Origin of the sequence: Roseburia rectibacter (genome assembly GCF_014287515.2) — a bacterium.
In the GTDB taxonomy this organism is placed as follows: Bacteria; Bacillota; Clostridia; order Lachnospirales; family Lachnospiraceae; genus Roseburia; species Roseburia rectibacter.
This window is the reverse complement of record NZ_CP092473.1, coordinates 1,903,334-1,917,311: the sequence shown is the minus strand read 5'-3', so window position 1 is coordinate 1,917,311 and position 13,978 is coordinate 1,903,334. Positions and strand designations below refer to the sequence as shown.

General features: G+C 39.8%; 12 protein-coding genes and 1 pseudogene. 5 read left to right on the top strand and 8 right to left on the bottom strand.

Annotated features, from left to right (window positions below; genetic code table 11):
- Nucleotides 1-99 precede the first annotated feature (99 nt).
- Nucleotides 100-993 carry an RluA family pseudouridine synthase gene (locus tag H8S51_RS09105; RefSeq protein WP_186898859.1) on the top strand — a complete coding sequence of 298 codons (894 nt, stop codon included), beginning with the start codon at nucleotides 100-102 and terminating at the stop codon, nucleotides 991-993.
- Here H8S51_RS09105 and H8S51_RS09100 read toward each other — a convergent pair.
- A complete protein-coding gene (locus tag H8S51_RS09100; protein ID WP_117921752.1) occupies nucleotides 941-1,579 on the bottom strand; it encodes a DUF5662 family protein in 639 nt (212 codons plus the stop codon). The genes H8S51_RS09105 and H8S51_RS09100 overlap by 53 nt on opposite strands.
- A gap of 24 nt (nucleotides 1,580-1,603) precedes the next feature.
- Nucleotides 1,604-3,478, bottom strand: a complete 1,875-nt coding sequence (locus H8S51_RS09095) for a glycogen operon protein GlgX (RefSeq protein WP_186898860.1) — start codon at nucleotides 3,476-3,478, stop codon at nucleotides 1,604-1,606.
- A 162-nt stretch (nucleotides 3,479-3,640) separates the two neighbouring features.
- Here H8S51_RS09095 and H8S51_RS09090 point away from each other — a divergent pair, with 162 nt between their 5' ends.
- Complete coding sequence (locus H8S51_RS09090; RefSeq protein WP_117921748.1) at nucleotides 3,641-3,952, top strand: DUF1292 domain-containing protein; 312 nt, start codon at nucleotides 3,641-3,643, stop codon at nucleotides 3,950-3,952.
- On the opposite strand, the gene H8S51_RS09085 is transcribed toward H8S51_RS09090, so the two are convergent.
- The 4 genes from H8S51_RS09085 to H8S51_RS09070 all read right to left on the bottom strand — a co-directional run bounded on the left by H8S51_RS09085 (nucleotide 3,949) and on the right by H8S51_RS09070 (nucleotide 10,571).
- Nucleotides 3,949-5,772: an ATP-dependent helicase gene (locus H8S51_RS09085; protein WP_186898861.1), complete on the bottom strand. Its 1,824-nt coding sequence runs from the start codon at nucleotides 5,770-5,772 to the stop codon at nucleotides 3,949-3,951. The two genes, H8S51_RS09090 and H8S51_RS09085, sit on opposite strands and share 4 nt — an antisense overlap.
- 67 nt (nucleotides 5,773-5,839) lie before the next feature.
- Nucleotides 5,840-7,291, bottom strand: coding sequence for a glutamate--tRNA ligase (gene gltX / locus H8S51_RS09080; protein ID WP_015520425.1), 1,452 nt, complete (start codon nucleotides 7,289-7,291; stop codon nucleotides 5,840-5,842).
- A 206-nt stretch (nucleotides 7,292-7,497) separates the two neighbouring features.
- Nucleotides 7,498-9,231, bottom strand: coding sequence for a methyl-accepting chemotaxis protein (locus H8S51_RS09075; protein WP_186898862.1), 1,734 nt, complete (start codon nucleotides 9,229-9,231; stop codon nucleotides 7,498-7,500).
- 23 nt (nucleotides 9,232-9,254) lie between these two features.
- Nucleotides 9,255-10,571, bottom strand: a complete 1,317-nt coding sequence (locus H8S51_RS09070; protein ID WP_118208944.1) for an extracellular solute-binding protein — start codon at nucleotides 10,569-10,571, stop codon at nucleotides 9,255-9,257.
- A 223-nt stretch (nucleotides 10,572-10,794) separates the two neighbouring features.
- On the opposite strand from H8S51_RS09070, the gene H8S51_RS18280 reads away from it, so the two are divergent.
- From H8S51_RS18280 to H8S51_RS09055, 3 genes and pseudogenes are all read left to right on the top strand, one after another.
- Complete coding sequence (locus H8S51_RS18280; RefSeq protein WP_330418424.1) at nucleotides 10,795-11,067, top strand: spore coat associated protein CotJA; 273 nt, start codon at nucleotides 10,795-10,797, stop codon at nucleotides 11,065-11,067.
- Nucleotides 11,058-11,330, top strand: coding sequence for a spore coat protein CotJB (locus H8S51_RS09060; protein ID WP_117921738.1), 273 nt, complete (start codon nucleotides 11,058-11,060; stop codon nucleotides 11,328-11,330). The genes H8S51_RS18280 and H8S51_RS09060 overlap by 10 nt, the downstream gene beginning before the upstream one ends.
- Nucleotides 11,331-11,528 (top strand): annotated as a pseudogene (locus tag H8S51_RS09055) (manganese catalase family protein); the annotation flags it as partial.
- 123 nt (nucleotides 11,529-11,651) lie between these two features.
- On the opposite strand, the gene H8S51_RS09050 reads toward H8S51_RS09055, so the two are convergent.
- Nucleotides 11,652-12,719, bottom strand: a complete 1,068-nt coding sequence (locus H8S51_RS09050) for a restriction endonuclease (protein WP_186898863.1) — start codon at nucleotides 12,717-12,719, stop codon at nucleotides 11,652-11,654.
- Nucleotides 12,679-13,896, bottom strand: a complete 1,218-nt coding sequence (locus H8S51_RS09045; protein ID WP_186898864.1) for a hypothetical protein — start codon at nucleotides 13,894-13,896, stop codon at nucleotides 12,679-12,681. The genes H8S51_RS09050 and H8S51_RS09045 overlap by 41 nt, the downstream gene beginning before the upstream one ends.
- Between the last annotated feature and the right edge of the window lie 82 nt (nucleotides 13,897-13,978).

Here is a 13,978-nt window from a genome sequence, read left to right as displayed (position 1 = left end):
ACGCACCTTAAAAGCTTTATTGATACATTCTATGTTTTTGCCAGGTTGTGCGTGCTTTTCCCCATTTATTTTTTCAAAGTTTTATTATATAATGACCATATGATTCGAAAATTTAACTACCGGATAGAGCCGGAATATGATTCTTTCAGCATTCGTGAGTATCTCTCTCTAAAAGGATATCCAAATGCTGTTTTCGTACAACTGAAAAAGACACCCGAAAGCGTCCTGTTAAACGGGGAATGGGTTTACATGCGCACACGTATATCTGCCGGCGACGAACTTTTTATCCACCTGGAAGAAAATACATCCTCCGCACATATTCTGCCAGTTTCCCTGCCGCTTTCCATCTGTTATGAAGACGAGGACATCCTTGCTGTGGATAAACCGGCATATATGCCCATCCATCCGTCCCTCAACCACTACGACCATACACTTGCGAATGCTGTATGTGGCTATTATAACGACCAGAATATCCCTTATACATTCCGCTGTGTCAATCGTCTCGACCGTGACACAACCGGGCTGACCCTCATTGCAAAGCACATGTTAAGTTCTGCTATATTAAGTACCGCAGCAGCCAGACGCGAGATATCAAGAGAATATATCGCCATTGTCTCCGGAAAAACACCTGAATCTGGAACGATCGATGCTCCGATCGGACGCGTGGATGGATCGACGATCGAACGCCAGATCGACTATAAAAACGGAGAACGTGCCGTCACACATTATGAACGCCTTGCTTATCACGATGGTTTATCTCTGCTGTCGCTGCATTTAGAGACCGGTCGTACACACCAGATCCGCGTTCACTTAAAATCGATCGGTCATCCACTGATCGGGGATTTTCTTTATAATCCAACAGATAAAACAATAAAGCGGCAGGCTCTTCACTCCTACCGCTTAACATTTTCACATCCTATCACAGGCGGGCTGCTCGTTCTCACTGCTCCTCTTCCAGACGATATGCACTGCCTTTTTCCAGATTTTTCCTGAAATTAATGAGGTATTCTTTCTCATAAGGAACCTTTCCTTTTAATACCTCATATTTCAGAAAATGATTTACTTCATCTTCCCCTTTTACTGCCAGCATAACCAGTAAAAGTTCTAACATCGCTTTCGTGTCCTCATTTAAAATATAATGCTGTCTGCCTTTTAAATAGTACTGAAGCGGGCTGTCCGGTCTGAATTTATCCCGCTGATAATTCTTTGATGCTGAAACACGATCCACATACATCTCCGCCACATACTGAATCGGCATCTTCATACCACAGATCCCACGATGCGGTTTCTGACCATCTCTCCCATCACCAACACCATAATCCATCCAGTATTCCATATGGTGCTTATTTCTTCCCTTATGGTGAAGCCATGCCGAAGAATATCCTTTATCTTCACGTTCTGCATTATTAGGGCTCATCGTTCCCTGATAATATTTACATCCTACTAAAAATTCTGTCGGCGTATACTTTGACATGTCATGCAATAATCCCTGTTTATAAAGTCCGATTTTAAAACAGCCTGCCCGGACTAAATTTTTGTGATGCAGGATCGTACATAAATGTTTCCATGCCTTTATCATATTCTTTTACCCTCTTTACTACTTTTATATTCCAATTACAATGTTGATTGACTGCCCTTCGATTGCCAAAAGATGCTGATCTTCGAGGAGTCTCTTTTCCGGCAGAAATGAATTTTCCACTGCCGTAGTCATCAGAAGATACCATTTTTTATTTTGCGGAAGTTTTGGCAGTGCAAGATGCGACAGACCACTGTGAAAATTATAACCAATATAGACATAATCATCCGGTGTCTGATCTGACTTCTTCTCATATTCGCCGCAATAGAGCATTCCCGCAGCCTGTCTGTCAGCCGGTATTGAAGAAATCCATGCATTCTCCCCATGATAGGAAAGATCCGGGAATCCTTTCCGCCCATAATCGCTTAGCTCCATCGGATGATCCGAAGCAATGATCGGATGTTCCCTGCGGAAATCTGCAAGTTTTTTCACAAATTCATACAGCCAGCTTTCTTTTGTTTGTCTTTTCCAATTCAGCCAGCCTGTCTTATTGTCCTGACAATACGCATTGTTATTGCCCTGCTGTGAATTTAAAAATTCGTCTCCTCCCAGAACCAGTGGAACTCCCTGTGCCAAAAACTCCATGGTCAATGCATTTCTGACCTGTTTTTTCCGCAAATTATCTATATATCTTTTTCTCGTATTTCCCTCTGCGCCGCAATTACTGCTGTAATTGAAGCAATTTCCATCGCAGTTATCCTCACCATTTTCCAAATTATGCTTTTCGCAGTAGGAAAACAGATCCCACAAGGTAAATCCGTTATTATTTGTAATGTAATTGACAAAACCTTCCACACTGTTTTGCTTTCTCTGCTGACAGAAAAGCTCGTCAAGACTGCCTTCCATATGATTCAGCATTTTCCTTGCCGGATACAGATATTCATCACTATATACATATAAATGATGATATTTCTTTGCATTTTCCAACAGGATCGGATCAAAGTGCGTATAAAATAACTTCGTTCTGCTAAGCAGAAGATCCTGCGCTGCTGCTGTAACCGGCAGTGCATCCCCCTGCAGATGAAATCCATCTACATGATATTCCCGTACCCAGAACCGCAGTGCATCCAGAATCACATTCTGATTCATCCCAGGTGCGAAATAAAATTCCATCACACATTCCATTCCATTCTGATGTAATGTGCGCACCATCTCCCGAAACTCAGACGCAGCATCTATACTGCTGCTGTAAGAAGCCTTTGGAGCAAAATAGTTGCCCGGAACATATCCCCAATAATTAATTTTTTTCTCCGGCTGTACTATTTCCGGTTTGATCAGATCATCGCTCTGGCTGTCCCATTTCAGATAATCCGGCAGCGTCATTTTCTTTGGTATTATCTGCTCTTCAAACTCATAAGCAGGCATTAGCTCTATTGTCGTAACACCCAGTGCCTTCAGATACGGGATTTTGTCTGCGACTGCACGAAATGTCCCCCTCTCTTTTCTCGGGCAGGATGCATCATCCATGGAGAAGCCACGCACATGCAGTTTATACATAACCATCTGCTGTCGTTTAATCTCCGGCTGTCTGTCATTTCCCCAGTCAAACGACTGCGGATATGCACCGCCACAGATAAAATAATCATTCTCACTGCGGGTTTTATCGTTCCATTTTTCTCTGCCTATAATACGGGTCGCATAGGTATCCGTAATGATTTTTCCATTTATCTCGTAATTGTATCTTAAATTTTTCCATAACTTGCCGGCTACAGCTACAGAACGTACTGATCCGCGGCAATATTCTTCCGGTACAGGAATTCTGCAGACATGCTCTGCTTTTTTCCCATAAAAAAGAATGCTGCAGTTTTCTTCTTTTTCCCCTTCAAATGTGAAAATAACTGCATCATTCTTTTTCTGTACTCCTAATTTTTCGTAATCGCCTTCTCTGATCGTGTAATCCATGCTGTCTGCCACCTTTTCTATCGTACCCCGGTATTTTTTCTATAATAAAATAGTATACCTTTTTTTTTACATTTTGTATAGAAAAATATGTTCATTCACACCCGATTATGTTATGATGTCTTTGTCTTTATTAGGACCATTACAAAAAAGAGAGGTATCGGCATGAGTGATTTCAACCAGAACAATGACGATGAAGATATCGTTGTAACCCTTGATCTTGACGACGGAAGTCAGGTAGAATGTGAAATTCTTACCATTTTTACTGTTGGCGAACGTGATTACATTGCACTTCTCCCACTCGATGAAAATGGCGAGGAGAACGAGGAAGGCGAAGTATTTATTTATCGTTATTCTGAGGACAGTGAAGGCAATCCTTCCCTTGATAATATCGAGGATGATGATGAATACGAAGCTGTATCCGACCGTTTTGACGAGCTTTTAGATGAAGCAGCCTTTGAGGAAATGGATGATTAGTTCTGAGCTTCTTTGATGAAGCGCGAAATTTCTGCATCTTTATGGTTCAGTTGTTTTACCGAAAAAAGATGCAGATTTTTTTTTGCACGCGTCATCCCTACATAAAACATCCTTCGCTCTTCTTCTATTTCCTGTTCTAACACTGCTTTTTTGTATGGCATAACTCCTTCATTGACGTCAATGATGTATACATTCTCATATTCTAACCCTTTTGCACTATGCAATGTTGCTAACGCTACACTGTTTGGATTCTGGTTCTGCACACGATAAAATTCTTTTAACTCTTTCGTATAATTTTCAATGTGGTCAAACCACGCATCATAAGTCTTATATTCCCTCGCTGCATCCAGGAGCTCATCCAAAACATCAAACAGATCATCCGCTTTGATACGTCTGTAATCCGCATATTCTGTACAAAACTCATCATATCCGATTGCCTTCCGGATGTAATTGATCGCCGCATACGGACTTAATCTCTCTAACATACGGATATCGCCCTCTAATTTTTCGATGCGCTTTGCCACCCACGGCTGTTCCTCATAGTACCACTCCCACACATCAAATGCCACGGTCTCCTCGTCTAGCGATTCCCGGCTGATATAGCGTTTCGGACGGTTCATGATCTGCAGGAAATCCCTGCGTCCCCTGCTTCCCATCGCAATCCTTATGTATGCAAAGATATCTTTTGCGATCCAGTGCTCGTATAAGTTCGGCACGGTATCTCTCGTTCGGAATGGAATATTATACTCCATCAGCTGTTCCATCAGAAGTCGCGGCTGTGTATTGGTGCGGAAAAGCACTGCAAATTCTTCATATTTTGCGCCTTTCTCCACCGCCTCCTGAATATCCCAGATGATTCTTGCATTTTCTTTGCGCTGGCTTTCAAACAACTGCCATTCAACCGGGATATCCCCCTGATCCGCCGCCTCTATTTTTTTCTGAAAGCGTTCCTTATTGTGGCCGATGAGATATCCGGCACTTGTCACAATGTTTTTTACGGAACGGTAATTCACATCTAAAAGAACCGTCTCCGCCTCCGGGTAATCATCTTTAAAGTGTAACATGATCTCCGGCTTCGCGCCCCGGAAACGATAGATTGACTGGTCATCGTCTCCCACGATAAACAGATTTTTACGCTCTCCTGCCAGCATTTTTATAATATCATACTGAATCCGGTTGATATCCTGGAACTCATCAATCAGAATATAACGGTATTTATTCTGCCACGCCGCAAGGATATCGGGGCGCTGCTCAAAAAGTTCTTTCGTGTATACCAGCATATCATCAAAATCGATCAGTCTGTTTTTATACAAAAACTCATGATATTCACGGTACACCTTCCGGAACACAGTTTCCGCACAGTTTTTCGAATAATAATTTGCGATCTGTATTCCTGAATTTTTGACCAGACTGATCTCCCCCAGCAAGGAAGTGATAAATTCCGTCTCATCCTCATAGGTCAGATGTTCCTTCGCTATGATCTCTCTCATACACTGATAGCGTTGTTCCTCTCTCGCAATATTATCCGCACTGTAATTATATGCATGCTTTAAGATTGCAAAATAAACCGCATGGAATGTACCAAATGTTACCGGACATGATCTGTTCATCTTCCGCTGAAACCTGCGTTTCATCTCTGTTGCCGCAGCTTTTGTAAATGTGATAACAAGAATCTGCGCTGGATCTATCCCACACTCTTCGATCAGATATTTCGTGCGTTCCGTAATTACAAGGGTTTTTCCGGAACCTGGTCCGGCGAGAACGAGCATGGGTCCATTTTTATGATGGATTGCCCGTGTCTGTGATGCATTAAAGCTCATAGATTACCTCAATTCATAGATTTGAAACGGCAGGGAAATTTAAAATCTCCCTGCCTGTCAAAAAATCTTACTGTTCTAACAATTCAATACCCTTTTTGATGCGGGCAATGGACTCTTCTTTTCCAAGTACCTCCATCAGCTCTGTCGCTCCGCCCGGTGTCATCTGTTTGCCGGAAACAGCGGTACGGATCGGCCACATTACATAGCCATTCTTCACGCCGGTCTCTTCCACGTATTTTAACAATGTGGCATACAATGCATCATTACTGTAATCTTCCTGTGCTTCTAACAGTGGAAGTACATCCTTTAATACCTTTAAAGATGTTTCTGCGTTTGTTTTCATCTTCTTGTGCGTGTACATTGCCACATCATATTCCGGAAGCGCCTCAAAGAAATCAATATGCTCTTTGATATCCGGGAATACCTCGATTCTGGTCTTTACCATTGCTGCAATTTTCTTTAAATCAAGATCCTTTGTAATCACCTCGCGGATATATGGCTCTGCTTTTTCATAGAAGCTGTCAAAATCCATAGCTTTGATGTATTCACCATTCATCCATTTTAATTTTGTATAATCAAAAACCGCCGGTGATTTGCTGATTCTGTGGTAATCAAATTCTTTGATCAGCTCATCTAAGGTAAAAATTTCTCTGTTATCTTCCGGACTCCAGCCAAGCAGTGAGATATAGTTTACAACTGCTTCACTTAAAAATCCCTGCTCTAACAAATCTTCAAAAGAAGAATGTCCGCTTCTCTTAGAAAGTTTCTTGTGGTTTTCATCCGTGATCAGCGGCAGATGGATGTAAACCGGTGATTCCCAGCCAAATGCATCATACAGACGCTGATATTTTGGCGAAGAGGAAAGATACTCATTTCCACGTACCACATGTGTGATGTTCATGGTATGATCGTCAACCACGTTTGCAAAATTATAGGTTGGATATCCGTCAGATTTGATCAGGATCATATCGTCAAGCTCAGCATTATCTACCGTAATATCTCCGTACAGTTCATCATGAAATGTTGTTGTTCCTTCATTTGGAATATTCTGACGGATTACAAATGGTTTGCCAGCAGCAAGATTTGCTTCTACTTCTTCTTTGCTCAGATGCAGGCAGTGTTTATCATACATCATGATCTCTTTACCATCCACCTCTGTTTTTAAAGACTCTAAACGCTCCTTATCACAGAAGCAGTAATATGCCTCGCCTTTTTCGACCAGTTCTTTTGCATATTTCATATAGATACCGGTCTTCATACGCTCACTCTGTACGTATGGACCATAACCGCCATCTTTATCTGGTCCCTCATCATGTACTAAGCCTGTCTCCTCTAAGGTATGATATATAATATCAACTGCACCTTCTACAAAGCGCTCCTGATCCGTATCCTCGATACGAAGCATAAAGTCGCCGCCTGCATGTTTTGCGATCAAAAATTCATATAATGCAGAACGCAGATTTCCCACATGCATTCTTCCTGTCGGACTTGGTGCAAATCTTGTTCTTACTTTGCTCATTGTTTATTTTCCTCCTGTATTCTCATTTTCCATCTTTATGATCCGGAAAAGATTTTCAAATTTCAAATGCCGTACACGTCATTATATAACAATTTTTCCCTGCTGACAAGTTCACAAATCGAAATATAACGGTAAAAAGCAGAGACAGGATCGTTCTCCTGTCTCTGCATACTTAAAACATTTTCCCTTCAGGTGCAATGCCAGCATTATAGTTTTGTAAATATCGCCGTTTCTTTCTTTAAATCGGTTGCAATTTCAAAGTTCTCATCCATACGGCTTGAGATATTCTCCATATCTGTAACAAGTACCTGTGTACTGTCTGCCGCATTGCTGACACCTTTTGCCCCCTCCTCGATGGCATGTGCAATCGTATTGATCGATTTCTGTATCTCAATCATTGTGTTCTTTAATGAATCCGTCTTTGATTCGAATTCATTCATGGCATTCTCTATGTAGGTTGCCTTGTTTTTATACTCACTTCCGGCCGTTACAAATTCTTCAAACTCTGGAAGAATCGACTCGTTCATATATTGTACCAGTCCATTTGCATTGTCTGCTAAATTATGCACTGCCTGAGTTACAACACTGTTGATCTGCTGGATACGGTTTGCAGCTTCCTGACTGGCAGCTGCAAGCTGACTGATCTCTGTTGCAACAACAGCAAAACCGCGTCCTGCATCCCCTGCTCTGGCTGCTTCAATAGATGCATTTAATGCAAGCAGGTTTGTCTGGCTTGCAATATTCAAAATATCATCCGTCAGGCTATTTACCTGATTTACACTGTTACTGTCCTCAATCGCCCTGTTTAACACCTCAAGAATCTCATTGACTTTCGTGCCGGTAGATTCCATATTAGAACGCGCAGCAGATTCCATGGAATCCGCATGACCTTTCATTTCCTTCGTATAATTATTAATCTCAGTTGTACGCTCCGCAATCTGATTTACCTCTCCCGCAACAGATTCCGTATTGGAATTGATCAAAGAAGCATTATCTGACATCTCCTGCATGGTAGCTGAAAGTTCCTCCGTTAATGCAGACAGATCAGACACACTGCTGTTTGATGTCATAACACTTTCACGGACTTCATTGACTACCGTTTCCATACGTTTTGAATTATGAATGATCGTCTTAAAAATATCCTGTAATTTTCCCATGAAAAGGTTAATGCCACTGCCGACTGCTGCCACTTCCTGGTTCGACATGATTGTCACACGTTTAGTCAGGTCACCTTCCCGTTTATCAATACCGTCAATGATTCCGGTAATCTCTTTCTGTGTTTTAGAAAGAGGTACAATTACCATCTTTAATACGGAAAATACTGCAACCAGCAGAGATGCTATACTTACCGCAATGGTAATAAAACTAACAGTCAGGGAATAATTATATACAGCCGTCAACTGCGTTTTTGCTGTGTCCGCATTGTTATTTACTATTTCCTGAATTGCCGTGATATTCTGATCAATCTTGTCTGCATACTCTGAAATCGCGCCGTTTGCCAAGGCATAGGCAGCCTCTTTATTTCCATTTGCACTATATGCCATAAGATTTGCGATCTCATATTTTAACCCATCATAATTTGACAATATCGCTTCATAATTTTCACGATCCGAATCATCTATAAACTGTTCAAAATCTGACAGATATCCATCAAGCACCGTTTGTTCTGAGCGGATGACATCTACAAGAGAAATCATGGAATCAAGATCTGTTGCTACAATATGTGACAATCCAAGCCGATGAATCTTTTCTGTTTCTGTCTGAATTGATCCCAAATCTGCGATACAGACCATATAGCCATTTGCGATCTGTGTTGCATTTGCATTGACTTTACGGATATTCCTTACTGCCAGAATACTCGAAATAATGGACACAATTCCAAGAACAAACACTGGAATCAGTATGATCATTTTTGTGCTGAAACGTCCCTGTTTTTTCATAATGTGATTTGTCCTCCTGTTACTTATTTAGCCGTGGATGCCGTGATACCATCAACAAGTATATCCATAATTTCCTGAAGATCCTGTCCGGATGGATTGCCTGCTGCCATCGTATCACCAAATGCAGAACATGCATCCCAGTAACTGTTTCCAACACGCTGCAGTTTACCAAACTCAGACTGTGCAATAACAGCCTGGATTGCCGGTACCTGTTTTACAGCATCCGACGCTGCCGCATTGGTATTAGACGGTCCCTGATTTCTCTCTTCAAAACGAATGGTCTGGTTTTCCTCGTTTGTAAGCCAGTCTGCTAATTTTGCAGCCCATTCCGGATATTTTGAATACGTATTCACACCCATCATTTTATATCCGGTAAAGGATGACATCTGTATCTGCTGTCCTGCTACTGTATAGGTCGGAAGCTTTACTGCACCATAGTCGTCTCCCCAAGCCTCTTTAATGGAAACAGCATTCCATACACCACTGATTCCGGCACCGATTGTACCATTCTGTACTCCGGTAACAAAATCGCCATCCGGCTGACTGATAAATGCCGGGTTGGTTGTAATATTTAAAATAGACTGTGCTACATCAATTCCCTTAATCGCTCCATCCGTTGAATTCCAGTTACAATAGTTTGTCACACCATCATCATTGATACCAAACTCTAAACCTGTGTTTCCAAAAAACGAATACAGATACCATCCAGAATTTAACTCCATGGAAAACGATTTACCGGCAGCATCCAGCGCTGCTAATATTCCATCCATCGTCTGAACATCTGTATCAGAAAGAACATTTTTATCATAATAAAGGAAATATCCATTATCTGCCGTCATCGGATAAGCATACAATGTATCATTAATAGATGCAGCTGAAACTGCCTCCTCTAAATTTGCATTTTTTACCTCATCTGCATTTGGCACCGGATATAACGCACCTGCTGCAACCATTGCAGAAAGCTGGTCATCCGCAAACGAGAAAACATCTGCACCATTATGAATATCTCCTAATAAGACATCCTTTGTATCAGAATCTGCATTCTGCTCCAATGTTATCTCAAGCTTTGCCTCCCCGGCATATTTCTGTTTAAAACTGTCTATCATCTGGTTTAACATATCAAAATTATCTTCCTCTGACCAGACTTTCAGCTGTACCACTCCGTTATCCGCTTCCATATCTCCAAAAGCAATTTCTGTAGATGCTTCTGCCCCCGGTACTACTGACTCCACAGCGCCATCACTGTTTGTACTTTTCTGATCTGCCGTATTTCCACAGCCTCCGAACGCCATACACAAGATTGTCGTAAACAGCATTCCTGCAACGATTCTTTTTTTCATTCTAATTCCCCTTTCTCGTATTATGCCGTCTTATCACTACATCACTTATCTATTTTACAGGCTTTTTACATATTTATCAATCACGTTTTTGCTTTTTTCGATATAAAAGCAGGCTTTTTTGACTATATTCAGTTATTTTTTTACATCATGTTCATACGTGCACAAAAATCTTCTTTTCTACATATCTTACTATAAAATTAACGATAAAAGGAATAGAACAATTATGAGACCTTATCATATGTCCGGGAATGCAGGTCGTTCCTGCGGACGTTCACCTGTTTCTTCTGCACCAAATGCAGAATCTATGCCTTGCATGGAATGTATCTCCCCTTCAGGGAATCCCAGTTGCGATTCAGATCATGTACTCGCCATGGCCTACGTTCCCTGGCAGCAATTTTCTTCTGTTTACGAACCGGATCGTGCACTTAGTGCAGGAACAATCTTTCCAGAACTGGATAAACCATTTTTAGCTGCAAAAGGAGGTAGATGCCGATGATGATCAGTCAGATGAATCAATCACAGCTTCTTCACTGGATCGACATGGTCAGCTTTGCAGTCGTGGAAATCACAGAATATCTTGACACTCATCCAGATGATGAAAATGCTTTAAAATATTTCAATCATTATGCTGATCTGCGGCGCACAGCGCTGCGCGCATACGCACAAAATTACACACCGCTTACCATCGACACTGCAAATCCGGATAATTACTGGTGCTGGGCATCAGACCCCTGGCCTTGGGAAGGAGGTGACTGTTAAATGTGGAACTATGAAAAGCGTTTGCAATTTCCAGTCAACATTACAAGACCCAATGCCAAAATCGCCCAGATTATCATCAGTCAATACGGCGGCCCGGACGGAGAGGCTGCTGCATCATTCCGTTACCTTTCGCAGAGATATAGCATGCCCTACAATAAGGTAGCAGGGCTGCTGACAGATATTGGAACGGAAGAATTGGGATGGAGAGGTTGGATATGAAGAGTGTATGAATAGAGCGTGTGAATAAAAGTCTGTAAATGTGATCTTCTATGATAGTGACTGGGGGCTGTCGCACTAAGTGGTGCACAGCCCCTTCATCCTTTACTCTTCATTTACTTCAAACATTTCCCATGTCATATTATTAGAATTACTTGTAAACTTACAAATTTTATAATTTAGATACTCAAGCAAATTTACCCTCTTGTCAATTATATAATTCAAATCATTATCGTCCATACAGATAATGATTTCTTGTTTAGGCGCAAATTTTTTTGTTAAATAATGCATATATGCTGTCTTATTACAAGTCGCTGCAACACGTCCTCTCGCAAATAAGATACCTAATTTTGCTTCATTCTTCTCCATTATACCTATCAGTTTATTTACATATGTATTTCCAGATTTCTTTTTCTCATTTTTACATTCAATAATAAACATTGGTGACATATAATTAAATACACTAGGATACTTTGTATTTACATCAGTCAAAACAACACAATCAAATTGATTTATTTCACTTCGAACTTTTGTTGATCTTTTGGCATACTTAACATATTTAAAAATTTCACATATCAAATTTTCTAATGCAGCGCCCTTTGCTGTTTTGTTATCTCCATAGTCCTTATCCAAACATTCTCTCATTTGTTTGAATTTAACATACGCTGATTCATCTGGACTATAGAAACAATTATATAAAAAAGTTCTCTGTACTAATGAATCAGCCTCCGTAAAATTTATTTTTTCATTTTCCTCTGATATTCTATTCTTAATTGCTTCTTCTATTTCTTGATCACTTGCATCTGGTCGTTTAATAATTGTATATGCATTATATATATCGCTCGGCGAGATGTTTTTTTCTTCATCACATTCACGACAATATATTGGATTTAATAGAACGTTTGCAATATCATCATTTGTTTCTAATACATCAAGACAACTACCACATACCGGACAGTACACTATATAATGTCTGCTTAGTATTCCGGCGTTTTTTGCAAATTCAAGAAGATATTCAGCCTGAAAAATCCTCCCACCTAACTGACTACACACAGTTGATGCCGTAATATTTTTAGTTTTTCTTTCCGGAATAGTTGCAAGCCAATAATCAAACTGAACAACATATTCAGCATTAACTTCTTCTGGCACACTCGAAAAAATATTGTAAAACATTGTTCAAATCCGCCTCCTCCGCATACTGCTTGGTCTTAAGTACACCATATGATTTATATGTGAAAAATCGGACCTCAAATGGAGCCTTACCAAAATACTTCGTTTCCTGTCTTTTAAAACATAATGACAATTTTTTACATCTATGGCCACTCATTACAGATTTTTTACTATCAAAAAATGCTTCTGTGCATTGTAATGGTACTCTCCAATTAGATGATGTATTAATTGAAGTTAATTCAGCTTCATCATCAGCACCTACCTTTATTAAATATGCGTCTCTTCCCTTTTTAAATAAATCTTCATTATTTCCGTTTATAGAAATAAATTTTTCGATAAAAATTGACATATCTGTCATTGCGGTCTCTTTATTTTTAGGATCCAAATTAAACGTGGTAAACACTGCGTCAACAAAATTAGCAAGTTCCCCTCTAATGCACTGTACGCATTTCATCACTTCTAATGGTGTAAAAGAAAACACCTCATACAGATTATACATAATTTTTTGATATCTATCTTGCGCTCTTTTGGACTCGCTTATACAATTCAATTCTAGTTTTTTTAAAACTTCATCAATACATTCAACCGCATAATCAGATGCAATAATATGATTAGTACTGGTTAATCTTTTTTCTTCGTCAACATATTTATATATAGTAGTTTTAGCTTTTGCTCTACTAAATATAAATTTTTCTTTTAAATATATGTCTACATAAACTGGATATGCTATTTCTTCTCCTATCCCTCCACTATCTCCCACCAACACCAATGATGAAAAACAAAATGATATTATAGATACTTCTTTCTTTGCATTCGTTATAATTTCATAATTTATCAACGTCCTTTGGTATGTATTTTTATATGAAACAACATCTGAAAAAACACAATTAGGAAATGCACTCTTCAACACATTACTCATTGTTTCATAATTAAAGTATTCATCAGGTACGCTATTTATCGCCCGATAACAAATTTCTTTACTTCCCTCTTTCGCCACACGCCTCAACCATTCACAAACTTTTTTTTCATTTTCTAATGACATATCGGCAAAATGTTTTATTTCTTTTAAACAATCGGGTCTAGTATTGTAAACTTTTAAACCGTTTTCGAAACAAAATTTTTTTACAATCGGATTTTGCAAATAATCGTCATTATCCATAAAAATTGGTATATTTAACATATTCGTCACGCTCCCAACGCTTTTTCTTTTATTATACTATTTATGTCAATTTTCGCAATATAATTTGAAAAACATGCCAAGT